The organism is Actinosynnema sp. NPDC023794 (genome assembly GCF_040639675.1).
Lineage (GTDB): Bacteria > Actinomycetota > Actinomycetes > Mycobacteriales > Pseudonocardiaceae > Actinosynnema > Actinosynnema luteola.
Window position 1 is genome coordinate 18,356 of the sequence record NZ_JBFAFR010000002.1, and the last position, 23,240, is coordinate 41,595.

Annotated in this window: 25 protein-coding genes and 1 pseudogene; 17 read left to right on the forward strand and 9 right to left on the reverse strand. The window is 71.0% G+C overall.

From position 1 onward, the window contains the following. The first annotated feature begins 10 nt into the window (after nucleotides 1–10). Nucleotides 11–259, forward strand: coding sequence for a hypothetical protein (locus AB0H12_RS04530; RefSeq protein ID WP_499620838.1), 249 nt, complete (start codon nucleotides 11–13; stop codon nucleotides 257–259). A gap of 259 nt (nucleotides 260–518) precedes the next feature. Here AB0H12_RS04530 and AB0H12_RS04535 read toward each other — a convergent pair whose 3' ends face one another. Continuing rightward, nucleotides 519–1,169 (reverse strand): serine/threonine kinase C-terminal domain-containing protein, encoded by a 651-nt coding sequence (locus AB0H12_RS04535; RefSeq protein ID WP_499620839.1) that lies wholly within the window; start codon nucleotides 1,167–1,169, stop codon nucleotides 519–521. 65 nt (nucleotides 1,170–1,234) lie between these two features. Here AB0H12_RS04535 and AB0H12_RS04540 point away from each other — a divergent pair, with 65 nt between their 5' ends. From AB0H12_RS04540 to atpD, 11 genes are all read left to right on the forward strand, one after another. Beyond that, entirely contained in the window at nucleotides 1,235–1,882 is a 648-nt protein-coding gene (locus AB0H12_RS04540) for a hypothetical protein (RefSeq protein WP_499620840.1), read from the forward strand. A 99-nt stretch (nucleotides 1,883–1,981) separates the two neighbouring features. After that, nucleotides 1,982–2,632, forward strand: a complete 651-nt coding sequence (locus AB0H12_RS04545) for an L-threonylcarbamoyladenylate synthase (RefSeq protein ID WP_499620841.1) — start codon at nucleotides 1,982–1,984, stop codon at nucleotides 2,630–2,632. A 95-nt stretch (nucleotides 2,633–2,727) separates the two neighbouring features. Next, nucleotides 2,728–3,888, forward strand: a complete 1,161-nt coding sequence (locus AB0H12_RS04550; protein WP_082404575.1) for a glycosyltransferase family 4 protein — start codon at nucleotides 2,728–2,730, stop codon at nucleotides 3,886–3,888. Between the two features lie 66 nt (nucleotides 3,889–3,954). Beyond that, a complete protein-coding gene (locus AB0H12_RS04555) occupies nucleotides 3,955–4,413 on the forward strand; it encodes a Cg1360 family ATP-synthase-associated protein (RefSeq protein WP_499620842.1) in 459 nt (152 codons plus the stop codon). A 152-nt stretch (nucleotides 4,414–4,565) separates the two neighbouring features. Then, entirely contained in the window at nucleotides 4,566–5,345 is a 780-nt protein-coding gene (gene atpB, locus AB0H12_RS04560; RefSeq protein ID WP_499620843.1) for a F0F1 ATP synthase subunit A, read from the forward strand. 61 nt (nucleotides 5,346–5,406) lie between these two features. Beyond that, nucleotides 5,407–5,658 (forward strand): ATP synthase subunit C-like protein, encoded by a 252-nt coding sequence (locus AB0H12_RS04565; protein WP_053721978.1) that lies wholly within the window; start codon nucleotides 5,407–5,409, stop codon nucleotides 5,656–5,658. A gap of 32 nt (nucleotides 5,659–5,690) precedes the next feature. Beyond that, a complete protein-coding gene (locus AB0H12_RS04570; RefSeq protein WP_499620844.1) occupies nucleotides 5,691–6,239 on the forward strand; it encodes a F0F1 ATP synthase subunit B in 549 nt (182 codons plus the stop codon). A 10-nt stretch (nucleotides 6,240–6,249) separates the two neighbouring features. Further along, entirely contained in the window at nucleotides 6,250–7,077 is an 828-nt protein-coding gene (locus AB0H12_RS04575; protein ID WP_499620845.1) for a F0F1 ATP synthase subunit delta, read from the forward strand. 59 nt (nucleotides 7,078–7,136) lie between these two features. Further along, nucleotides 7,137–8,786 (forward strand): F0F1 ATP synthase subunit alpha, encoded by a 1,650-nt coding sequence (atpA, locus tag AB0H12_RS04580; RefSeq protein WP_499620846.1) that lies wholly within the window; start codon nucleotides 7,137–7,139, stop codon nucleotides 8,784–8,786. Nucleotides 8,787–8,793: 7 nt separating this feature from the next. Continuing rightward, nucleotides 8,794–9,729: a F0F1 ATP synthase subunit gamma gene (locus AB0H12_RS04585; RefSeq protein WP_230572520.1), complete on the forward strand. Its 936-nt coding sequence runs from the start codon at nucleotides 8,794–8,796 to the stop codon at nucleotides 9,727–9,729. Then, nucleotides 9,722–11,158 carry a F0F1 ATP synthase subunit beta gene (gene atpD, locus AB0H12_RS04590; protein ID WP_499620847.1) on the forward strand — a complete coding sequence of 479 codons (1,437 nt, stop codon included), beginning with the start codon at nucleotides 9,722–9,724 and terminating at the stop codon, nucleotides 11,156–11,158. Before AB0H12_RS04585 ends, atpD begins: the two co-directional genes overlap by 8 nt. Nucleotides 11,159–11,219: 61 nt before the next feature. Here the strand turns inward: atpD and AB0H12_RS04595 are convergent, their stop codons facing one another. Further along, nucleotides 11,220–11,966, reverse strand: coding sequence for an IclR family transcriptional regulator (locus AB0H12_RS04595; protein ID WP_499620848.1), 747 nt, complete (start codon nucleotides 11,964–11,966; stop codon nucleotides 11,220–11,222). Nucleotides 11,967–12,057: 91 nt separating this feature from the next. On the opposite strand from AB0H12_RS04595, the pseudogene AB0H12_RS04600 reads away from it, so the two are divergent. The 3 genes and pseudogenes from AB0H12_RS04600 to AB0H12_RS04610 all read left to right on the forward strand — a co-directional run. Then, nucleotides 12,058–12,956: pseudogene (locus tag AB0H12_RS04600) on the forward strand (MFS transporter); the annotation flags it as partial. 75 nt (nucleotides 12,957–13,031) lie between these two features. Next, a complete protein-coding gene (locus tag AB0H12_RS04605; RefSeq protein WP_499620849.1) occupies nucleotides 13,032–13,397 on the forward strand; it encodes a F0F1 ATP synthase subunit epsilon in 366 nt (121 codons plus the stop codon). Between the two features lie 22 nt (nucleotides 13,398–13,419). Further along, nucleotides 13,420–13,851, forward strand: a complete 432-nt coding sequence (locus AB0H12_RS04610) for a DUF2550 domain-containing protein (protein ID WP_499620850.1) — start codon at nucleotides 13,420–13,422, stop codon at nucleotides 13,849–13,851. A gap of 10 nt (nucleotides 13,852–13,861) precedes the next feature. Here AB0H12_RS04610 and AB0H12_RS04615 read toward each other — a convergent pair whose 3' ends face one another. Continuing rightward, nucleotides 13,862–15,325: a PKD domain-containing protein gene (locus AB0H12_RS04615; protein ID WP_499620851.1), complete on the reverse strand. Its 1,464-nt coding sequence runs from the start codon at nucleotides 15,323–15,325 to the stop codon at nucleotides 13,862–13,864. A gap of 136 nt (nucleotides 15,326–15,461) precedes the next feature. Beyond that, a complete protein-coding gene (locus tag AB0H12_RS04620) occupies nucleotides 15,462–16,328 on the reverse strand; it encodes an NAD(P)-dependent oxidoreductase (protein ID WP_499620852.1) in 867 nt (288 codons plus the stop codon). A 91-nt stretch (nucleotides 16,329–16,419) separates the two neighbouring features. Between AB0H12_RS04620 and AB0H12_RS04625 the strand changes: the two genes are divergently transcribed. Then, complete coding sequence (locus tag AB0H12_RS04625; RefSeq protein WP_499620854.1) at nucleotides 16,420–16,773, forward strand: winged helix-turn-helix transcriptional regulator; 354 nt, start codon at nucleotides 16,420–16,422, stop codon at nucleotides 16,771–16,773. On the opposite strand, the gene AB0H12_RS04630 is transcribed toward AB0H12_RS04625, so the two are convergent. From AB0H12_RS04630 to AB0H12_RS04640, 3 genes are all read right to left on the reverse strand, one after another. Beyond that, nucleotides 16,761–17,444, reverse strand: coding sequence for a winged helix-turn-helix transcriptional regulator (locus AB0H12_RS04630; protein WP_499620855.1), 684 nt, complete (start codon nucleotides 17,442–17,444; stop codon nucleotides 16,761–16,763). The genes AB0H12_RS04625 and AB0H12_RS04630 overlap by 13 nt on opposite strands. Nucleotides 17,445–17,448: 4 nt before the next feature. Then, a complete protein-coding gene (locus AB0H12_RS04635; RefSeq protein ID WP_499620856.1) occupies nucleotides 17,449–18,132 on the reverse strand; it encodes an alpha/beta fold hydrolase in 684 nt (227 codons plus the stop codon). A 74-nt stretch (nucleotides 18,133–18,206) separates the two neighbouring features. Next, nucleotides 18,207–18,779, reverse strand: coding sequence for a cob(I)yrinic acid a,c-diamide adenosyltransferase (locus AB0H12_RS04640; RefSeq protein ID WP_230572510.1), 573 nt, complete (start codon nucleotides 18,777–18,779; stop codon nucleotides 18,207–18,209). Nucleotides 18,780–18,873: 94 nt separating this feature from the next. Here AB0H12_RS04640 and murA point away from each other — a divergent pair, with 94 nt between their 5' ends. Then, complete coding sequence (murA, locus tag AB0H12_RS04645) at nucleotides 18,874–20,130, forward strand: UDP-N-acetylglucosamine 1-carboxyvinyltransferase (protein ID WP_499620857.1); 1,257 nt, start codon at nucleotides 18,874–18,876, stop codon at nucleotides 20,128–20,130. Between the two features lie 4 nt (nucleotides 20,131–20,134). On the opposite strand, the gene AB0H12_RS04650 is transcribed toward murA, so the two are convergent. Both AB0H12_RS04650 and AB0H12_RS04655 read right to left on the reverse strand, forming a co-directional pair. Then, nucleotides 20,135–21,187 carry a sulfite oxidase gene (locus tag AB0H12_RS04650; protein ID WP_499620859.1) on the reverse strand — a complete coding sequence of 351 codons (1,053 nt, stop codon included), beginning with the start codon at nucleotides 21,185–21,187 and terminating at the stop codon, nucleotides 20,135–20,137. 123 nt (nucleotides 21,188–21,310) lie between these two features. Then, complete coding sequence (locus AB0H12_RS04655; RefSeq protein WP_499620861.1) at nucleotides 21,311–23,227, reverse strand: hypothetical protein; 1,917 nt, start codon at nucleotides 23,225–23,227, stop codon at nucleotides 21,311–21,313. Between the last annotated feature and the right edge of the window lie 13 nt (nucleotides 23,228–23,240).

Below are 23,240 nucleotides of genomic sequence, written 5' to 3' on the forward strand. Positions count from 1 at the left end.
GATAACGACCTTGACTCTCGATGACGACATCGCACATCTGGTGGACGAGGCTGTCCACCGCGAGCGCCGTCCGATGAAGCAGGTTGTCAACGATGCCCTGCGGAAAGCGTTGGCGTCACCCGTGACGCGACAAGAGCCGTACCGACTCAAGCCCCATCGCTCCGCGGTGAGGCCCGGGTTCGATCTGGCGGGCCTCAACCGGCTGGCCGACGAACTGGAGGACGAAGCGGTCATCGGCAAGGCCCGGGACACTTCGTGATCATTCCCGACGGCAACTTGCTGCTGTACGCCGTGGTCCCAGGCTTTCCGCAGCACGCCCGAGCCCACGAGTGGTGGGAAGAGACGGTCAACAGCAACGCTCGGATCGGCCTCAGCCACCCGCTGTGTCGGCTTCCTGCGGATCGTCACGAACGCGCGCGTCCTAGCGTCACCGTTGGCGGTCGATGGCGCCGTTGGCCACGTGCAGGAGTGGCTCGCCCAACCCAAGTGGGTCAACCCGCCCTGACCGCGCGCCGGGGCTAGGGGGTGGCGTGCTCGACCATCCCGGCCAGGCGCGACCGGGTCAGGTCCCACTCCTCGGGCGGTCCGGCGGAGTAGAGGACGTATTCGACTCCGCCCGATTCCCAGTACGCGGTGGCGACCCGTTTCGCGCCCGACGGGGTGTTCTCGTCGAATTCCCAGGTGACGGCCGGATGAGTGCGGATCGTGGTCGGGGTGAGCGCGACGCGGCGGTGGCCGGGTTCCCGTTCGCGGTCGGCGGCGGCTCGCGTGATGCGGTCCAGGAGCGGTGTCGACCGGTCGGTCACCGGTGCGCCGCCGAGCCGCAGCTCGCGGCGCGGTGACGTCGGGTCGGTGGCGACGAAGGTCGTGGTGACCGTGCCGGTGGCGACCTCCCACCCTGCCGGGATCGCGGTGGCGAGGCCCCACGGCGCTTCGACCCGTCGCAGGTCCGGCGGGAGGGTGGCGGTGGTCGTGGGCGGCGGGGTGGTGGTGGTCGTGGTGATGACGGGCAGGGTGGCCGCCGCCGCCGCGGCGGTGGTGGCGCCGGGTGCGGGCGTCGGCGCCTGTCGGTCCAGGGCCAGGTAGCCCGCGGCGCCGGCCACGACGACGTACGCGGCGGCGGCCGACAGCGCCAGGGGAAGGGCGCCGATCGGGTTTCTCGCATTCACCGGACGCCTCGCCATCGGGATAATCTGGACGTCAACGCTCCGCCGAGTAAATCGGAGAACCCGCGATGGCTGTCAATGGGCCGAACGAGTGGAGCGGAGTGCGGGAATGGCTGGCGGCGCGCATCATCCGCGTCGACCTGACCGATTTCGCCGATCCCGACCGGGTGCGCCTGTCCCGCGCGCTGACCGCGCTGACGTCGGCGCTGGGCGAGGGCCACGACGGCGAGAGCCACCTGGCCGCCGCCGTGGTGCGCGCGGAGCTGGGACGTGGCGGCGCGCCCCGCGCGGACGACGTGCTGCGGACGCACCTGGCCATCGCGCTCGCGGCCCGGACGGCGGAGGTGCGCGGCGTCACGCCGGAGGGCGCGCTGGTCGTGACGGGTGCGCGTCAGGCGGCGGAGTGCCGCGCGCTGGCCGAGGAGATCCTGGCGCTCAGCCCGCACCCGGAGTTGATCGCGTTCGCGACCGACCTGTCCCGGCGGGTGGACGAGGCGCAGAGGTGGCGGTGGGTCGAGCCGGACGTGTGGACGGCGGCGGTGGTCGGGCTGGCCGTGCTCGTGCTGCCGTTCGTGGGTGGCGCGATCGGCGACCCGGCGGTCACGGCGGCCGGTGTGCTGGTGGGCGCGGCGCTCGTGTTCGGGTTCGTGATGGCGCACCGGAAGCGGAGGTGGGCGGTCGACGCGGCCGCGGTGTTCGGCCGCGGCCGTCCGTGAGCGGGCCGCCGAACGCGCCTGCCGCGCCGTGCCCGCCGCTCGCCGTCCGGGTGTGACCTCGACCGCTGGGGTCGGTCGCGCTGTGCTTGGATCAGCAGGGTGAGCACGATCTACGATTGTGGTGTCCAGGCCGATCGCGTGGCGGGCCTGGAGGCCGCCGCGGGAGCCGTGCGGGCCGGGCGGCTGGTCGTCCTGCCCACCGACACCGTGTACGGCATCGGGTGTGACGCGTTCGACGCGGCGGCTGTTCGTGCCCTGCTGGAGGCCAAGGGCCGCGGGCCCGACATGCCGGTGCCCGTGCTGGTCGGCTCGTGGACCACGATCGACGGGCTGGTCCTCGGGGTCCCCCGGCAGGCTCGGGCGTTGATCGAGGCGTTCTGGCCGGGCGGGCTGTCGCTCGTGCTGCCGCACGCCCCCTCGTTGGCGTGGGATCTCGGTCACACCCGCGGCACCGTGATGCTGCGGATGCCGTTGCACCCGGTCGCGTTGGAGCTGCTCCGCGACGTCGGGCCGATGGCCGTCTCCAGCGCGAACAAGTCGGGCTTCCCGCCCGCGGGCACCGCCCAGGAGGCCTGGGACCAGCTCGGCGAGGAGGTCGGCGTCTACCTGGACGGCGGGCCGGCCGCCGAGAACATCGCCTCCACCATCGTCGACCTGACCGGACCGGACCCCGTGGTCCTGCGGGAGGGCGCGGTGCCGGTCGGCGAGGTGTCGAAGGCCCTCGGCGTCGAAGTCGAGGTCGCCCGCTAGTGGATCTTCCCGATCGGAGTAGCGTGGTGCTCCCGTCGCACGAACCACCCGCTCAAGATCCACCCGACACCCCATCGCCGAGGGGCTAGCCTGCCGTGGGCCAGTTGCCTGCCGTGTCCAACGTCCTCCCCGTCCGGGAGTACCTGCTCGTCGCGCTGACCGCCGCGGTCGTGACGTTCCTGCTCGTCGGCCTGGTCCGCGCGCTGGCGTTCCGGATCGGCGCGGTCGCCTACCCCCGCCAGCGCGACGTGCACGTCCAGCCCATGCCGCGGATGGGCGGCCTCGCGATGTACGGCGGGGTGCTCGGCGGCATGCTCCTGGCGCACCAGCTGCCGGTGCTGCGCTCGGCGTTCGACTTCTCCTACGACCCGTACGCGGTGATCGTGGGTGGCGGCGTGATCGTCCTCGTCGGCGTGCTCGACGACCGGTTCGAGCTGGACTCCCTCACGAAGCTCGCCGGACAGGTCACCGCGGCGGGCATCCTCGTGCTGTTCGGCCTGCAGTGGCTGCTGTTCTGGGTGCCGTGGGGCGACGACGGCGAGGGCACCGGCTCGCTGCTCTCGCTGGACCAGAACCAGGGCGCGATCCTGAGCGTGCTGCTGGCCGTGACCATGGTCAACGCGATGAACTTCGTGGACGGGCTGGACGGCCTGGCGGCCGGCATCGGGCTCATCGCGGCGGCGGCCACCTGCGTGTTCTCCATCGGGCTGCTGGCCAACAACGGCGGCGACGTGGGCGCGTACCCGCCCGCGCTGATCGCGGCCACGCTGGCGGGCGCGTGCCTGGGCTTCCTGCCGCACAACTTCAACCCGGCGCGGATCTTCATGGGCGACTCGGGGTCGATGCTGATCGGGCTGATGCTCGCGGCGGCGACGATCTCGGCGTCGGGGAAGATCAACTACGAGTCGGTGCGGGCCACCGACGTCCTCGGCCTGCTCTCGCCGCTGGTCGTGGTGGCCGCGGTGCTGTTCGTGCCGCTGCTGGACCTGCTCATGGCCGTGGTCCGGCGGACCCGGCGGGGCGAGAGCCCGTTCTCCGCGGACAAGATGCACCTGCACCACCGGCTGCTGGAGATCGGCCACTCCCAGCGCCGCGCGGTGCTGCTGATCTACTTGTGGGCGGGCGTGCTGGCGTTCGGCGCGGTCGCGTTGACGCTGTTCGACGTCGTCGTCGTGGTGTGGTGCCTCGCCATCGGACTTGTTCTCGCGCTGTTGGTCTCCGCGATACCCAGACTTCGCGAAGTGCGCCGCACCTGACCCCCGCCGGCGAGGTGGGCATCAAGACCTCTTTACACTCGGTCCCGACCAGTGAGAAGAGGTGACATGAGCCAGGACAGCTCTGAGGGCAAGACGGAGTGGACCCACGAAGCCGTCGTGCAGCGACTCGCGGGTGAGATGTACCGCAGCGCGCTGTGGGCCGCGCTCGGGACCGTGGTCGCGGCCGCGATCCTCTGGACTGTGCTGGCCGGTGTCCCCGGCCTGGTCGCCGCGCTGATCGGTGGCGCGCTCGCGTGCCTGTCGTCGGCGGGGACGCTGCTGCTGATGCACCGCACCGCGGCGATGCCGCTCCAGGTGATCATGGTGGCGGCGCTCGGCGGGTTCATGGGCAAGCTGATCCTGCTGTTCGCGGTGGTCGCGCTGCTGCGCCAGTTCCCCGTGCTGCACGCCAACGCGCTCGCGTTGACCATGGTCGCGACCATCGTGGTCGCCACGGTCATGGAGGTGCGCGCCTCCAAGCGCAGTCGCAGTCAGATCATCATCCCCACCCCTGGCAACACCTGATCTACCGGCTGGTACGGTGCGCGCAGGACGGGACACCCAGGTAGGTGGGGTGCCTCTCGCGGGCGCTTGCGGTCCGTAAGGTACGTTAAGTCCCGATCGTGACGATTCCCCCGGCGGAGTGAACGCCGGCCGGGAGAACCGGAAGGAACACAGTGACCACGATGGTGCTGGCTGCGGGTGATGAGTTCGTCGCACCCGGCGTGAAGGACTTCTTCCTCCCACCGATCTTCGGTGAGGTCACCAAGCCCATGGTGCTTCTGGTGCTCTCGATCTTGATCATCGGTGCGTTCTTCATCGCGGCGACCCGCAACCTCAAGCTCGTCCCCGGCAAGTTCCAGTTCGCCGCCGAGTCGCTCTACGACATCGGCCGCAACTCGATCGCACGCGAGCAGATCGGCGCGAAGGACTTCAAGCCGTTCGTCCCGCTGATCCTCACGGTCTTCACCTTCATCCTGGTGAACAACCTGTTCGGGCTCATTCCGGTCGTGCAGTTCCCGACGATGTCGCACATCGGATTCCCGTTGGCCGTCTCGGTGCTGGTGATCTACCCGGTGTACCACTTCGTCGGGTTCAAGCGCCACGGGTTCGTCGGGTATCTGAAGAATCAGACCATGCCGCCCGGCGCGCCGTGGTTCGTGCTGATCCTGCTGATTCCGATCGAGTTCTTCCAGAAGTTCGTCCTGAACCCGCTCACGCTCGCGATCCGAGTTTTCGCGGCCATGTTCGCGGGTCACCTGCTCTTGCTGGTGTTCACCCTGGCCGGTGAGTACCTGCTCTTCTCCGGCGGCATCACCGTCGTGGTCGCGCCCATCGCGTTCGCCTTCGCCATCGGGCTGACGTTCCTGGAAGCGCTGATCATGGTGCTGCAGGCCTACATCTTCGCGTTGCTGTCCGCCAACTACATCGGCGCGGCGCTGGCCGAAGAGCACTGAGAAATCACAAGCCTCCGATCCGCGAGCGTTCGCGGACCGAGTTGGAAAGGGAACACCACAAGTGAGCGCTATCGTTCTTGCCCAGGAAGCCGCGACCGTCAACCTCAACCAGGGTCTCGCTGCCATCGGCTACGGCCTCGCGGCGATCGGCCCCGGCATCGGCGTGGGTCTGATCTTCTCCTCGGTCATCAACGGCACCGCCCGTCAGCCCGAGGCTCGCGGCGTGCTGCTGAGCCTGGCCTGGACCACCTTCGCCATCGTCGAGGTCCTGGCGCTGCTCGGCTTCGTCGTCTACTTCCTCGCCATCGGCTGATCTGAAGTTCATCGCAATAAGGAAGGTTTGTGATGACTACCCTCATCCTGGCGGCGGAAGAAGGGGCCATCAACCCCGTTCTCCCACACACGTCCGAAATCATCATCGGCCTGATCGCGTTCCTCCTGCTGCTCTTCGTCATCAAGAAGTTCGTGTCGCCGCGCTTCGAGACGTTGTACGCGGAACGCGCCGCCAAGATCGAGGGCGGTATCGAGAAGGCCGAGCAGGCTCAGGCGCAGGCGCAGCAGGCGCTGGACCAGTACAAGGCGCAGCTGGCCGAGGCCCGCGCCGAGGCGGCCCGCATCCGTGACGACGCCCGCATCGAAGGCGAGCAGATCATCAGCGAGCTGCGCGCCAAGGCGCAGGAGGAGTCCTCGCGGATCATCGCGCAGGGGCAGACCCAGCTCGAGACGCAGCGGGCGCAGATCGTCGCCGAGCTGCGCGGTGAGTTGGGCCGGCTGGCCATCGACCTGGCGGACCGGGTCGTCGGCGAGTCGCTGGAGGACGAGGTGCGCCGTCGGGGCACCGTCGACCGGTTCCTCTCCGAACTCGACGGCACGTCGGCTCCGGCCGCCAAGTGAGGGAACGCCGATGACGCTGCACGCCGCCAGCCGTGACGCCCTGGCCGCCGCCGAACTGCGGTTGCTGGAGGTCGTCGACGCCACGTTGGACAGTGCCGCACTGGGCAAGCTGGGCAGCGAGCTGTTCGCGGTCGTGAGCCTGCTGTCGGCGCAGCCCGCGCTGCGCCGCGCGCTGGCCGACAACTCCTCGAGCCCCGAGTCGCGGGAGCAGCTGCTGCGCGGCCTGCTCGACGGCAAGGTCGCCGACGTGACCGTGCAGGTGCTGGCCACGGTCGTCACCGCGCGCTGGTCCAGCCCGCGCGAGCTGGTCGACGGCATCGAGTCGCTGGCCCGCACCACGCTGCTGGTGCGGGCGGAGCGGGACGGCAAGCTCGACGCCGTCGAGGACGAGCTGTTCCGACTCGGTCGCATCATCGCGGGCAACCACGCGCTCGAGCTGGCGCTGTCCGACCCGGTGGCCGAGCCCGCGGGCAAGGTCGCGCTGGTCGACAGCCTCGTCGCGGGCAAGGTCGACGAGACCACCAAGACCCTGGTGGACCAGCTCGTCCGCGAGCCGCGCGGCCAGGGAGTCGTCAACGGCCTCGGCGACCTGGCGTCGCTCGCGGCCAAGCGCCGGGAACGTTCCGTCGCGTACGTCCGTTCCGCCGTCGAGCTCGACGCGGCGCAGCAGGACCGCCTCGAGGCCACGCTGACCCGGATCTACTCCAGGCCGATCGCGCTGCACGTCGAGGTCGACCCCACGCTGCGCGGCGGGCTGCTGATCAAGATCGGTGACGAGGTCATCGACGGCAGCGTGGCCGGTCGCCTGGCGTCACTGCGCCGCGACCTCGCCGGCTGACCGACCGGAACCGCGGCCCACAAGCCCCTTTCCCAGAACGAAGTGAGAGCAGGAACGACATGGCGGAGCTGACGATCTCGTCGGACGAGATCCGCAGTGCGATCGAGAAGTACGTTTCGACCTACTCCCCGGAAGTCAGCCGGGAAGAGGTCGGCGTCGTCGCGGAGACCTACGACGGCATCGCCATCGTCGAGGGTCTGCCCGGCACCATGACCAACGAGCTGCTGGAGTTCCCCGGCGGCGTGCTCGGCGTGGCCCTGAGCCTCGAAGTCCGCACCATCGGCGCGGTCATCCTGGGTGACTTCGACAAGATCGAAGAGGGGCAGGAGGTCAAGCGGACCGGCCAGGTGCTCTCCGTGCCGGTCGGCGACGGCTTCCTCGGCCGCGTGGTGAACCCGCTCGGCCAGCCGATCGACGGCCTCGGCGACATCGTGGCCGACGACAACCGCGCGCTGGAGCTGCAGGCGGCGTCCGTGCTGCAGCGGCAGCCGGTGAGCGAGCCGATGCAGACCGGCATCAAGGCCATCGACGCGATGACCCCGATCGGTCGCGGCCAGCGCCAGCTGATCATCGGCGACCGCAAGACCGGCAAGACCGCGGTCTGCATCGACACGATCATCAACCAGAAGAAGGCCTGGGACTCGGGCGACCCGCAGCAGCAGGTCCGCTGCGTGTACGTCGCCATCGGCCAGAAGGGCTCCACCATCGCGGGCGTCAAGACCGCGCTGGAGGAGGCGGGCGCGCTGGAGTACACCACCATCGTCGCCGCCCCCGCGTCCGACTCGGCAGGCTTCAAGTGGCTCGCGCCCTACACCGGCTCGGCCATCGGCCAGCACTGGATGTACCAGGGCAAGCACGTCCTGATCATCTTCGACGACCTGACCAAGCAGGCGGAGGCGTACCGCGCCATCTCGCTGCTGCTGCGTCGCCCGCCGGGCCGCGAGGCCTACCCCGGCGACGTCTTCTACTTGCACTCGCGCCTGCTCGAGCGCTGCGCGAAGCTGTCCGACGACATGGGCGGCGGCTCGATGACCGGCCTGCCGATCATCGAGACCAAGGCCAACGACGTGTCGGCGTACATCCCGACCAACGTCATCTCGATCACCGACGGCCAGTGCTTCCTGGAGTCGGACCTGTTCAACGCGGGTGTGCGCCCGGCCGTCAACGTGGGCATCTCGGTGTCCCGCGTCGGTGGCGCCGCGCAGACCAAGGCGATGAAGACGGTCTCCGGCTCGCTGCGCCTGGACCTGTCGCAGTTCCGCGAGCTGGAGGCGTTCTCCGCCTTCGCCTCGGACCTCGACGCGGCCTCACGCGCCCAGTTGGACCGCGGCGCCCGCCTGGTCGAGCTGCTCAAGCAGGGCCAGTACTCGCCGGTCCCCGTCGAGGAGCAGGTCGTCTCGATCTACCTCGGCACCAAGGGCCACTACGACGACATCGCGGTCGGCGACGTCCGCCGCTTCGAGTCGGAGTTCCTGGACCACGTGCGGCGCAGCCACGACGTGATCCTCTCCGACATCCGCGAGTCCAAGAAGTTGTCGGAGGACACGGAGCGGGGCATCGTGGACGCCGTCACCGCGTTCAAGCAGCAGTTCACCGCGTCCGGTGGCGCGAGCACCTCGGTCAACGAGGCGCCCGCCGACGCGATGGACGCCGACAAGGTCGGGCAGGAGTCGGTGAAGGTCAACCGGCCCGCTCCGACCGAGAAGTGACGTAGGCATGGCGGCACAGATCCGGGAGCTGCGCCAGCGGATCCGCTCGGTCAACTCGACCAAGAAGATCACCAAGGCGTACGAGCTCATCGCCACGTCCCGTCTCGCCAAGGCGCAGACGAGGGTCGCGGCGTCGCGTCCCTACGCGGAGGAGATCACCTCGGTCCTCTCCGCGCTGGCGACCGCGTCCGCGAACCTCGACCACCCGCTGCTGACCGAGCGCAAGAACCCCCGCCGCGCCGGCGTCCTGGTCGTGACCAGCGACAAGGGCATGTGCGGCGGCTACAACGCCAACGTGCTGCGTGCTGCGGAGGAACTGCTCTCGCTGCTGCGGTCCGAGGGCAAGGAGCCCGTGCTCTACGTCGTCGGCCGCAAGGGCGTCGGCTACTACAAGTTCCGCAGGCGCGCGATCGCGGGCGAGTGGACCGGCTTCTCGCAGCTCCCGCACTACGTGAACGCGGTCGAGGCCGGTGACGCGCTGGTCAAGGCGTTCGTCGCGGGCAGCGACGACGAGGGCGACCAGCCCGGTCCGGACGGCGTGCTCGGCGTGGACGAGCTGCACGTGGTCTACACCGAGTTCAAGTCGATGCTGAGCCAGACGCCGGTCGCCAAGCGGATCGCGCCGATGGTGGTCGACTTCGACCCGGAGCCGCAGAAGCTCCAGTCGGTGTACTCGTTCGAACCGAGCGCGGAGACGCTGCTGGGCGCGTTGCTGCCCAAGTACGTCAAGACCCGGCTCTTCTCGGCGCTGCTGGACGCGGCGGCCTCGGAGTCGGCGGCACGGCGGACCGCGATGAAGGCGGCGACGGACAACGCCACCGAGCTGGTCCGCAACCTGAGCCGCCAGGCGAACGCGGCCCGCCAGGCCCAGATCACCCAGGAGATCAGCGAGATCGTCGGTGGCGCCTCCGCGCTTACCGGGGGCGCAGGAAGTGATGAGTGACATGAGTGCTACTGCCACCACCACCCGCACCGGCCGTGTGGTCCGGGTGATCGGTGCCGTCGTCGACGTGGAGTTCCCCCGCGACGCGGTGCCGGAGCTGTTCAACGCACTGCACGTGGAGATCACCTACGAGGCGGTCGCCAAGACGCTGACCCTGGAGGTCGCCCAGCACCTGGGTGACAACCTGGTCCGCACGATCTCCATGCAGCCGACCGACGGCCTGGTCCGCGGCGCGGCGGTGACCGACACCGGCAAGGCGATCAGCGTGCCCGTCGGCGACGTCGTCAAGGGCCACGTCTTCAACGCGCTGGGCGACTGCCTCGACGAGCCCGGCCTCGGCCGCGACGGCGAGCAGTGGGGCATCCACCGCAAGGCGCCGTCGTTCGACCAGCTCGAGGGCAAGACCGAGATCCTGGAAACGGGCATCAAGGTCATCGACCTGCTGACCCCGTACGTCAAGGGCGGCAAGATCGGCCTGTTCGGCGGCGCGGGCGTGGGCAAGACGGTGCTCATCCAGGAGATGATCACCCGTATCGCCCGCGAGTTCTCCGGCACGTCGGTGTTCGCCGGCGTCGGCGAGCGCACCCGTGAGGGCACCGACCTCCTCCTCGAGATGGAGGAGATGGGCGTGCTCGGCGACACCGCCCTGGTGTTCGGTCAGATGGACGAGCCGCCCGGCACCCGCATGCGCGTCGCGCTGTCCGCGCTGACGATGGCGGAGTACTTCCGCGACGTGCAGGGCCAGGACGTGCTGCTGTTCATCGACAACATCTTCCGGTTCACCCAGGCGGGTTCCGAGGTGTCGACCCTGCTGGGCCGCATGCCGTCCGCCGTGGGTTACCAGCCGACGCTGGCGGACGAGATGGGTGAGCTCCAGGAGCGCATCACCTCGACGCGCGGCAAGTCGATCACCTCGCTGCAGGCCATCTACGTGCCCGCGGACGACTACACCGACCCCGCGCCGGCCACCACGTTCGCCCACCTGGACGCGACGACGGAGCTCTCCCGTCCGATCTCCCAGAAGGGCATCTACCCGGCGGTGGACCCGCTGTCCTCGTCCTCCCGGATCCTCGAGCCGTCGATCGTCGGCGAGGAGCACTACCGGGTGGCGCAGGAGGTCAAGCGGATCCTGCAGAAGTACAAGGAGCTGCAGGACATCATCGCCATCCTCGGCATGGACGAGCTGTCCGAGGAGGACAAGGTCCTCGTCGGCCGCGCCCGTCGCCTGGAGCGCTTCCTCGGCCAGAACTTCATCGTGGCCGAGAAGTTCACCGGTCAGCCGGGGTCGTTCGTGTCCATCAAGGACACCATCGAGGCGTTCGACCGCGTCTGCAAGGGCGAGTTCGACCACTTCCCGGAGCAGGCGTTCTTCTCCTGCGGCGGGTTGGACGACGTCGAGGCCAACGCCAAGAAGCTCGCCGGCAAGTAAGTCGGGCTTTGCCGAAGGGCCGTTCCCCGCTCGGGGAACGGCCCTTCGGCCGTTGTCGGGGTCAGTGGGAGGCCCAGCCCAGGGCGCGGGAGATGGCCAGGCCGCACGTGCGCACGGCGGGCACGACGGTGTCCGTGCGGGTGCCCGTCGGCACGACGACGGACACCGCGGCCACCACGTGGCCGTCCGGGCCGCGCACGGGGGCGGCGACCGAGTAGGTGATCATCTCGATCTGGCGGTCGCTGATGGCGTAACCCTCGCGGCGCACGCGGGCCAGGGCCGCCCGCAGCTCCGGCGCCGACCCGATCGTCCGGGGCGTGAACCGCTTGAGCGGCGCGGCCAGCACGGCCTCCTGCACGGCGACGGGCGCGGCGGCCAGCAGCACCAGACCGACGCCCGTGCAGTGCGTCGGCATCCGGCTGCCGACCCGCGTCACCACGTTCACCGCGTCCCGCGCCGAGATCCGCTCCACGTACACGACCTCCGTGCCGTCGCGCACGGCCAGCTGCACGTTGTGCCGCGTGACCTCGTAGAGGTCCTCCAGGAACGGCAGGGCGCGGTCCCGGAGGTCCAGGCTGCCGGGCGACAGCGCGCCCAGCTCCAGCAGCCGCAGGCCCACGCGGTAGCGGCCGTCCGGCGCGCGGTCCAGGGCCCGCAGCTCCACCAGGGACGCCACCAGCCGGTGCGTGGTGCTCAGCGGCAGGCCGGAGTGGCGGCTCAGCTCGGACAGCGTGACCGCCGGCCGGTCCACGGTGAACACCGACAACAGCGAGAACGCCCGCTCCAGCAGCGACTTCGGTGTGGGCACCGGCCCAGTCTCCCAACGGCCTTCCGCTCATCGGAAACCGCCCTGCCCTGTTCGATGTGACCCGCGCCACCCTCCCGGAATGGGCAGATGGGTGCTCCCGGTACTGCTCGAAACGGGGCAGTGGGGCATCACGCCGGCGTCCGCGTCGGTCGTCTCCACGGCGGGCCTGGTCGGCATGATGCTGGGGGCGATGGCGATCGGCACGGTCACCGACCTGGTCGGGCGGCGCAAGGCGCTGATCGCGTCCGTCGGCGGCTTCTCCCTGTTCACCCTGCTGTGCGCGGCGGCGCCGTCGATCGAGGTGTTCGGCGGGTTGACGTTCCTGGCCGGGCTCGGCCTCGGCGGCTGCCTGCCGACGGCCATCGCGCTGGTCGACGAGTTCGCGCCGGCGCGGCGGCGGGGCCGGGCCACCACGCTGGTCATGACCGGCTACCACGCCGGGGCGGTGCTGACCGCGCCGCTCGGCATGGTGGTCATCCCTTCGCAGGGGTGGCGGGCGTTGTTCGTCGTCGGCGCGGCGCCCGCGCTCGCGCTGGTGCCGTTGATGGTGGTGCTGCTGCCCGAGTCGCGGGCGTTCCAGGGGGAGCGGGCGTCGGCCGGGCGGCTGGTCGGCTCGCTGTTCCGGCCCGGCGTGCGGCGGGCCACGGCGGCGTTCCTCGGCCTGCTGAGCGTGAAGCTGCCGACCGCGGCCGTCTACGCGGCGGTGTTCGTGGCCGGGTGCTTCGTGTTCAGCTCGCAGGTTTTGGTGTACGCGTACGTGGGCCGCGCGTACGACGACGGCAACCGCGCCACGGGTCTGGGGTGGACGGCGGGCGCCGGCCGGATCGGGGCCGTCTGCGGGCCGGTGCTGGGTGGGGCGCTGCTCACCGCGGGCCTCGCCCACCCGTGGGTTTCTACGCGTTCGCCTTGGTGGCGGGCCTGGGCGCGGTCGCGGTGACCGCCGTCGGAGCGGTCTCCGGGCGGGTCGCCGCGGGCCGCGACGGCGGCTGAGGGTGGCTGGTGCGGCGGGGTGAACCGGTCACCGTTTAGACTGCGGGTGACTCCAGTCGACTCAGGGAGATGCGCGTGGCCGAGATGACCGTTCAGCTGGTCGCGGTGGAACGCCGCCTGTGGTCCGGCACGGCCACCTCGGTGGTCGCGCAGACGCTCGAAGGCGAGATCGGCATCCTGCCCGGCCACGAGCCGGTGCTCGGTCAGCTGGTCGAGGGCGGCGTGGTCCGGATCCGCACCGCGGACAACGAGCTGGTGACGGCGGCCGTGCACGGCGGGTTCCTCTCCGTGACCGGCGACGGGGTGAGCATCCTCGCCGAGGCCGCGGAGCTCTCCCACGAGATCGACGTCGAACAGGCCCGCTCGGACGCGCAGAACGCGGACGACGTGCAACGGGCCCGGGCGATCGCGCGGCTTCGCGCCGCCGGGCACTCGGCCTGACGCGGACGAGCGGACGAACGCCGTGGGGATCGCCGAGCTGGTGGGGCTGGTCCTGTTCGGCGCGGTGGTCGTCCTCGCGTACCTGGCGTGGCGGCGCGTCCGGCTGCTGCGCGCGGGCGGCGTGCACGTCGCGCTGAGGTCCAGGATCAAGGGCTCCGGCCGGGGCTGGCACCTGGGTGTCGGGCACTACCGGGGTGACGAGTTCACCTGGTTCCGCGTGCTGAGCCTCAGCTCCGGCCCGGACATGGTCATCTCCCGCGAAGGCTTCGAGATCGACGACCGCCGCGAGCCCACCGCACCGGAGGCGTACGCGATGCCCGCGGGCGCGGTGGTACTCCGTTGCCGCGGCAACAAGGGCGAGGTCGAGATCGCGATGGGCCCGGACGCGCTGACAGGATTCCTGTCCTGGTTGGAGTCAGCGCCTCCGGGCCGATCCATTCCCTGGGCCTCCTAGCGACCCCCGGTCAGGTCAGGTCGAGGCCGGTGAGCGCCGGCCGCACCGCCGTCGTCGAGCTGATCGCCTCGTTGTCCAGCGGGTGGTCGTCCTCCCCGGGCAGGGACGCCACCGCCCGGAAGTTCACCTTCCCGAACGCGGCGTCGTCCGGGCGGAACGTGTAGCTGAACGGGAAGCCCACCGTGCCCGTCGCGCTCGCCGGCACGTACTGGGTGTAGTGGCCGACCTCGCTCCAGCCCGACGGCGTGCTGCGGTACAGCGTGACGGTCACGTCCTCGGCGTACCGCGTGTTCGCGATCCGGATGGTGACGGGTTTGGTGACGCCGACCGTCGCCGACGCCGGTGTGGTGAACCGGGCGATGGCGACGTCGTGCGTGCGGACCTGGACCACCCGCGACGTGGTGGCCGAGCGGCCGTCCCCGGTGTTGTGGGTCAACGTCACGGTGTAGTCGCCGTCTGCCGCGTAGCGGTGGTGCGGTCGTACCGTGCCTTCGGCGGTCGTCCCGTCGCCGAAGTCCCACCGGGTGGTCAGGTCGGTGGACACGTCCGGGACCTCGGTGTAGTCGTAGAACCCGATGTCGTCGAACACGGACGGCGAAGACGGGGTGTGCGAGAAGTAGGGCACGATCGGTCGGGCGACGTCGATGGTGAGCCGCAGGTTTCCCGCGTTGTACTCGCCCTGGGCGACTCGCAGGTAGTACGTCGTGCCCGCGACCGCGCGGAAGGTCAGGCTTCGCGACGAGGACACGCAGTCGACCTCGGTGAGGCTCCCGGGCGTCGATCCCGTGAAGACCGACAGCACCGCGGTGCTCGGGTCCTGCGAGAAGGTGACCGAGGTGGTTTCGGCCAGCGTCACGGCGTACCAGAGCGATCGGGTGGGCGGTGCGCACGTGCCCGCCGGCTCGCCCGGTTCCAAGGTCGCCGTCGACAGGGCGGGCTGCGCGGTGCGGGGCAGGGTGGTGACCGGTTCGGCGTCGGCGAACGCGTCGTTCGGGAGCGTGGCCGGCCCGGTCACCGAGAAGGTCAGCGACGGCGGCCAGGCCGGCTGCGGGGTGAGCGAGCTGACCATGAAGTGGTAGCGGGCGCCGGCGACGACGGGCAGCTCGATGCGCGACTGGAGCGTGCCGTCCACGTCGTCGTTGCAGGCGACCCTGGTCAGCGCGCCGCGGGAGCCGGTGTGCGCCGACAGGCCCGTGTCGTAGGTGCTGCCCGCGGTGGTGGCCGTGACCACGCCGTTCGCGGGTGCGGTGTAGGTGAACCAGACCGTGAGCTGGTACCCGTAGCAGTTGTCGGGGTCGTCGGCGGCGTGCGTCGCCTCGACGACCGGCTGGGTGGTGGTGAACGGCAGGGCGCCGACCGGCGTCGCCTGGTCGAAGTCGTCGTTCGGGGGCGGCGCGGCGTGCGCCACCCCCGGGACGAGCAGACCGAGCAGCGCGGCCACCACGACCAATCCGGATCTTCGTGTTCTGCGCACGGCGAAATCCCCCCTCGTCGAGTGGACGCCCCCCGGCGTCCGGACTCGACCGAGTGAACACAAAGACGATCAATCGTGGTGGCCTGCCGATCACCCGGGCACTCGATCGGTCGAGTGATGTCACTCGAACGGAGGGTCAGGCCGGATTCCTGATGCTCTCGTAGATCCGCGCGAAGCCCTCCTTGCCGTGACCGGCGTCGACCTGCCGCCGGATCAGGTTCCGCACCATGCCGACCACCTCCGTGGAGATGCCCCGGGCGGCGCTCGCGTCGAGCATGTCGCCGAGATCGGAGAACTCCAGGCTCTGCTGATCCGGCACGGTGTAGTCGCCGCCGTCGACCACGGCCGCGAGCCCGGCGAACCCGCCGGTCATCGCGGCCAGCCACGGCGCGGCACGCCCGGCGAACTCGGTCGCCGTCACGCCCGCGTCCGCGACCATCGCCGCGCCGTGCAGGAAACCGGCGAACATCACGTACATGCCGGCGAGCAGGGCCAGGTCGTACAGCGACGCCAGGCCCGCGTCCTCGCCGAAGTACGCGCTCTCGCCCCACAGGTCCAGCAGCGGGCGGTGCCGCTCGAACGCGGTGGCCGAGCCGCTGTAGAGGACGGACGAGCCGGGCCGCCCGATCATGTCCGGCACGGCCATGATGCCGCCGTCGAGGTACACCACGCCGTGCGCCGCCGCCCAGCCGGCGATCTCCCTCGACTGGTCGGGCGTGGTCGTGGTGACGTTGACCAGCGTGCGGCCGGTGAGCAGGTCGGCGACGGGGTCGAGCACCTCGTGGACCGAGGCGGCGTCGAAGAGGCAGGCGATCACCACGTCGGACGCGGTCACGGCGTCGCCGACGGTGCCGGCGGCCGCGGCGCCGAAGTCGACGAGGGCGTCGGCCTTGCCGGGCGAGCGGTTCCAGACCGTCGTGGTGTGCCCGGCGCGCACCAGGGCGGTGGCGAGGGCGGCGCCCATCGCGCCGAGCCCGAGAACGGTCACCTTCGTGTTCGTCATGCCAAGATCGTCACTCGTACCGGTACGGTTGACCAGTACGGACTATTTTGTGCAGTACACACCTTTTGGTAAGCACCCCCGGGAGGGGCCGATGGCGGCTCGACGTGGTCCCTACTTCTGCGGCATCGACGCCGCGATGGACGTGGTGTCCGGCAAGTGGAAGTCGCTGATCCTGTGGGACCTGGCCGAGCACGGCGTGCGGCGGTTCGCCCAGCTGCGCCGCGGCCTGCCGGGCGTGAGCGAGAAGATGCTGGTCCAGCAGCTGCGTGAGCTGGAGGAGGACGGCCTCGTGCACCGCGAGGTGTTCCCCGAGGTGCCGCCGAGGGTGGAGTACGCGCTGACCGGGCACGGGGAGTCGCTCAACGAGGCGCTCGCCGCGCTGGGCGTGTGGGGCGCCGAGCGGATCGAGCGCATCGGCGCCGAGAAGGTGGTCTACGCGTCCTGAGCGGGCACCCGCTCGGCGGGGCTCGGTCGCCGGAACAGGGTGCCCAGCCTGCGCAGGGCCTCCTGGTCGCCGGAGGCCGAGGCGGCGCCGGAGGCGATCTTGTCCGCCAGGCTCGACCGGCCGTCGGCCAACGAGGCGAAGACGTCCTCGTCGGTCTCGACCACCGCGTCGGGCCGCCCGGCGGGGCCGTGGCCCGCGTCCACCCCGCCGTCGTCCACGCGGACGTGGAACACCTCGTCGCCGACCCGGAACTCGTAGACGGCCCGCACGCCCGCGGCGGCCTCGGCGTCGAAGAACGCCTCCATCGCCAGCACGGCCCAGCCGGGGTGGAACGCCTCGCCCGCCCGCCGCTCGCCCATGGCCCACCTCGTGCCCCAGCGGGCCAGGGCGAGCACCGCCGGCCCGAGCTCCAGGCCTGCCTCGGTGAGGGCGTAGGCGGGGGTCCGGGCCGGCGCGGGCAGCGTGACCTTGTGCGCGAGGCCTTCGTGTTCGAGGTGCTTCAACCGGGCCGCGAGCAGCCCCGTGCCGAGGCCGCGCAGGCTCTGCTGGAGGTCGCCGAAGCGCTTCGGCCCGGTCAGCAGCTCGCGGACCAGCAGGAGCGTCCAGCGCTCGCCGACGAGGTCGAGCGTCCGCGCGGTGGCGCAGTACTGGTTGTACGTCCGCTGGTCCACCGGCTCATCCTAGGGTCGGCGCCTCCCGGCCCACGACGGCGAGCAGCACGTCCGCGATGCGGCGCGGATCGGTCAGCGGCACGTCGTGCGGCCCGTCCACCGGCACCCTCCGGTAGCCGAGGTCGGCGGCGAACCGGGCGAACGGGAACGTCTCCGGCAGGCAGTGGACGCCGGTGCCGGGGATGCGGTCGACGGCGCCGGTGAGGCGGGTCGGCTCGGTGAACGTCCGCAGCGCGTGGGTGCGCAGCCGCTCGCCGAGCCACCGCGCGTCGTCGGGGTCGGTGACGCCGAACGACTCGGGCGCGGGCGGTGCGATCAGGCCGTCGGCGTTCGCGGCGGCGGTGACCCTGGTGGTGAACCAGTCCGGCGCCAGGTCGGTCAGGCTCGCGCCGTCGGGTCCGGCCCAGCCGTCGACCAGCACGAGGTGGGCCACCCGGTGCGGGCGGAGGTCGGCGGCCTGGCGGACGACCAGGCCCGCGTAGCTGTGGCCGACCAGCACCAGGTCCGGGTCCGTGACGGCGTCGACCGCGGCGACCACCTCGTCGACGTGGTCGGACAGGCCGACGTCGCGGTCGTGCGTGAGGTCGGGCGTGACGACGTGCGCGCCGGCCGCCGTGAGCAGGGGCGCGACCCGCTCCCAGGCCCAGCCGCCGTGCCACGCGCCGTGGACGAGGGCGTAAGTGGTCATGGTCGACCTCCGGGTAGGCGTGCTTCCTGTTTTTGAAGCTTAGACTTCAAAAACAGGAAGCACCATCCCCGGGGTCAGGCGTTGGCGCCCGGCTGCCAGAGCACGTCGCCGTCCGGGTTGGCGACCCTGGCCAGGATGAACAGCAGGTCGGAGAGCCGGTTCAGGTACTTCGCGGTCAGCGCGTTCGTCTGCTCGGCCTCGACCTCGATCAACGCCCACGCGCCCCGCTCGGCCCGCCGGGCGATGGTGCGGGCCTGGTGCAGCAGCGCCGCGCCGGGTGTGCCACCGTTGAGGATGAACGACTCCAGCTTGCCCAACCGGGAGTTGAACGCATCGCACCACGACTCGAGCCGGTCGACGTAGGCCTGGGTGATCCGCAGCGGCGGGTACTTCGGGTCGGGCGCGATCGGCGTGCAGAGGTCCGCGCCGACGTCGAACAGGTCGTTCTGGACCTGCCGCACCACCTCGGCGACGTCGGGTTCCAGCGCGCCGAGCGCCAGGGCGACGCCGAGCGCGGCGTTGGTCTCGTCGACGTCGGCGTACGCCGTGATGCGGGGTGACGTCTTGGGCACCCGGGAGAAGTCGCCGAGGCCGGTGGTCCCGTCGTCGCCGACCCGGGTGTAGATCTTCGTCAGGTGCACGGCCATGCGAAGCACTGTAGACACCGCGGTGGCCGACCACGGACGGGCACGATTCAGACCGTACGTAGGATTGCGGCACAACGAGCAAGGAGTTCCTTACGTGAGTGAGCACTTCCGGGTTCAGGGCGGTGGGCGGCTCGTCGGCGAGGTCGCCGTCGTAGGCGCGAAGAACAGCGTGCTCAAGCTGATGGCGGCGGCACTGCTGGCCGAGGGCACCACCACCATCACCAACTGCCCGGAGATCCTGGACGTGCCGCTGATGGCGGACGTCCTGCGCAGCCTCGGCTGCGAGGTGGCGATCGAGGGCCGGGTCGTCACGATCACCACGCCCAAGGAGCTCAACCACCGCGCCGACTCCGAGGCGATGGGCAAGCTGCGCGCGTCCGTGTGCGTGCTCGGTCCCCTGGTGGGCCGGTGCAGGCGGGCCGTCGTCGCGCTGCCGGGTGGCGACGCGATCGGCAACCGGCCGCTGGACATGCACCAGAGCGGCCTGCGCAAGCTCGGCGCGCACAGCGAGATCGAGCACGGCTGCGTGATCGCCGAGGCCGAGGGCCTGCACGGCGCGCAGATCTGGCTCGACTTCCCCAGCGTCGGCGCGACGGAGAACATCCTGATGGCGGCGGTGCTGGCCAACGGCACCACGGTCATCGACAACGCCGCCCGCGAGCCGGAGATCGTGGACATCTGCGTGATGCTCCAGCAGATGGGCGCGAAGATCGAGGGCGCGGGCACGTCCACGCTCACCGTGCACGGGGTGGAGTCGCTCCAGCCGACCGAGCACCGGGTGATCGGCGACCGGATCGTCGGCGCCACCTGGGCGTTCGCCGCCGCCATGACCCGCGGTGACATCACCGTGCGCGGCGTGGACCCGCACCACCTCGACCTGGTGCTGGAGAAGCTGCGGATGGCGGGCGCGGACGTGACCACGCTCGACGACGGCTTCCGCGTGGTGCAGACCGACCGGCCGCGGTCGGTGGACTTCGTGACGTTGCCGTACCCCGGTTTCGCCACCGACCTGCAGCCGTTCGCGATCGCGCTGTCGAGCGTGTCCGACGGCACGTCGATGATCACCGAGAACCTGTTCGAGGCGCGGTTCCGGTTCATCGAGGAGATGGTGCGGCTGGGCGCGGACGCGCGCACCGACGGCCACCACGCGGTGGTGCGGGGCGTCGAGCGGCTGTCCAGCGCGCCGGTGTGGGCGTCGGACATCCGCGCGGGCGCGGGGCTGGTGCTGGCCGGGCTGTGCGCGGACGGCGCGACCGAGGTCTACGAGATCTTCCACATCGAGCGCGGCTACCCGGGCTTCGTGGAGAACCTGCGCAAGCTCGGCGCGACCGTGGAGCGCGTCAGCGCCTGACGGCTCAGGGCCGCACGGTCACCGGCACCCGCTGGGCGGTGTTGTTGGCCATGCCCTGCCGGTTCCACGGCTGGTCGACGGGCTGGGTGCGGCCGTCCTCGTCGGTCGCCCGCACCCGCAGCACGTGCTCGCCGGGCGTCGCGTCCCACGCGCACTCCCAGCGCCGCCACGCGTACCGGTCGCCGGCGGGGCCGAGGTCGGCCTCCACCCACGTGCCGTCCAGCTCGACCTCGACCTCCGCCACGGGCGCGTGGCCGCTCCACGCGCGGCCGGTGAGCAGCACGCGGCCGGCGTCCACGAACCGCCGGCGGGTCATGAAGTCGGGGAAGCCGGGCGGGACCATCAGGGCCTTGGGCAGGATCCGGGTCACCGGCGTGCCCTCGTCGTCGGGCTCGTGCGTGATCCGGTAGGCGACGGCCTGCTGGAAGCCGTCGAACGGCCGGTCCAGCGCGGTGATCGAGCGCAGCCACTTCACGTGCGCCATGCCGTACCAGCCGGGCACGACCAGCCGCAGCGGCGCGCCGTGCTGCGGCAGCAGCGGTTGGCCGTTCATCTCGTAGGCCAGCAGCACGTCCGGTCGCAACGCCTCGGCGACCGGCAGCGCGCGCTCGTAGTCCTGCTCGACACCCCGGTCCAGCCCGTGGTCCAGGCCGGTGAACACCACGTCCACCGCGTCCGGCGGCAGGTCGGCCAGCAACGGGGCCAGCGGCGTGCCGGTCCACGTCGCGCAGCCGACCGCCTCGTCCAGCCACGGCTGGCTCACCGGCCGCGGGTGCAGCTTGGCCCGGCCGTTGCCCGCGCACTCCAGCGTCACCTGCCGGGTCACGGCGGGCAGCGCGCGCAGCTCCTCCAGCGTCCACGTGCGGCCGAGCACGTCCAGCGACCAGCCCGTGACGTCGGGGATGTCGTAGTGGATCAGCAGGTAGTGCAGGCCGGCCGGCGTCTCGTCGTAGCGCAGCGCCTCCAGCGGCATGCCGTGGTTGCGCGTGGCGAGCCGCAGCTCGTCGATCGAGATGTCCTCGTCGTCGTCGGCGATCCGGGACAGGCCGATGGTCATGTGGCGCTCCGCGGGAGGGGTTCGGCGTCGGGCACGTCGGCGGGGGAACACCACCAGCCGGTGCGGGCCGCCGTCGCACCACTGTCACCTTCATGCGCGCGGTCCGCAAGCGCTTGCCCGTGGTCAGACCTGAGCCGGTGTCCGCCCCTGAACCTGCGCGGCCACGCGGAACGCCCGGCGAAGCGTGGTGCGACCCTCCGGGGTCGTCACGCTGAGCTCCAGCACCGCTTTTCGGCGACCCATCCAGGTGAACGTCGGGGCCAGGAGTTGCGCCAGGTGCACCAGTCGCTTTGCGGACGTTTCCTTCAGGTGCGCCTCGTCCGAAAGCACCGCCAGGCATTCCAACGCGGCACGGCGGCTTTCCGGGTCGGTGAGCACACGGTTCGCCAGGACTTTCATCTGCGCGGGGCACGACGTGGCGAGGTCGGCCGCGGGCGGGTACGGGAAGTAGCCCGTGATCCACATGGCCAGCGGCAGTGCGACCTGGGACAGGCGGCGGTTCGAGGTCCACGACACGACCGCGTCCAGCACCTGTGCGCGGTGGTCGTCGACCTGCACCAGCTTCAGGATGGCGGCGACCACCGCGTTGCGCGGTGTCCACTTCGACGAGCGGGCGATCAGCTCCAACCGTCGCAGCGCCTCGCCCAGCGGCCGGGCTTGCGACAGGGTGAGGCTGAACCACACCGCGGTCGCCTGCTGGTAGGCCGTGCCGTCGGTCCACGCCTCGACCGTGCGTGAGACGAGGTCGCGGTACCTCTCGTCCAACCGCGCGACCACGGACGCCGCCAGGTTCTGGTGCGCCACCGCGCCCCGACCGGCGAGGTCGTCCACGAGTTGGAGCGGTTCGTGTGCCGGGATCTCGGTCACGATCGTGACCACCGCGCGCTGCACCGCGTCGGTGAACCGGGCGATCATGTCGCGGTCGCTCATCCACTGCCACAACACCTCGTGCGCGAGCGGGTACTCGCGCCACAGCCTGCGCAGCACCGCGCCCGCCCAGCCCTGGCGGGTGAAGTGGATCGTCTCCTCCTGCAAGCCGGGGTAGTCGGGGTGGTCGCGCACCGTGGTGGTCGCGGTGACCGCGGCCAGCAGGTCCTTCTTCGACAGCGCGAACGCCTTGTGACGCAGCGCCTCGCCGTCCTCGTGGCCCGCCTCGCGCAGCGCTTCGTCCAGGGACAGCGCCAGCGCCATCACCTCGTCGTAGGGCTGGTTCTCCAGCAGCGCCACGGCGAACGACAGGGCGAACTCCAAGTCGGTGCGCTCCGCCAGGTGCCGCTCCACGGCCTGCTCGACGTGTTCGCGCAGCTTCGCCAGCGCCTCCCGCGGGTCGAGCCCTTCGTGCACCCGCACGGCCAGCTCCGCCGCGCGCACCGCCTTCTCGGGCGATGCCTTCTCCTCCAGTTCGAGGTCGGCGGTGAGCACTCGCAGCGGACCGTCGAAGTCGGTCGGGCGCCGCCGCCTCAGTTCCGCTCGTGCCACGTCGTGAGCGGGTGGCGCGGTCAGTTGCACCACGTGGTCGGTCGCCTCGAGCGGAGCTTGTGCCGCCGAGTCCAGCACGATCACGAGGTGGCAGCCGACGGATCTCACCAGCCGGGTGACCCGTTCGAACTCGGCCCGGTCGAACGGGCCGCGCGTCGACTCCCGCACGTCCCAGACGTACCCCGTGCCGGCGACGAGGTTGTCGAACGTGCCCAGCGCCCGCTCCCGGTTGGCCTCCACGACCTCGACCGCGCCGACGTCGACCAGCAGCCGCCGCGCGGTGTACGAGCGGCCGGAGCCCGGCCCGGTGAGCACGACCACGCCGCGTGTGTCGAGCGTTCGTCGCGCGGCGGTGTACCCGTCGGGTGGTACGAAGTGCTGCCGCACGTCGTCCAGTTCGGACTGCGTCGCTCGGAGCACGACGAGCTTGGACACGCGGTCGACCCCGAACTGGACCCCGCCGTGGATCGCACCCGCCTGGATGCCGGTGAACGTTCCGTCGGCCGAGTTCTCGACGGGAATCAGCCGCAGCTCATCGGGCACCTTGTCGTCGTCGCTCATGGAAGCGCATTGT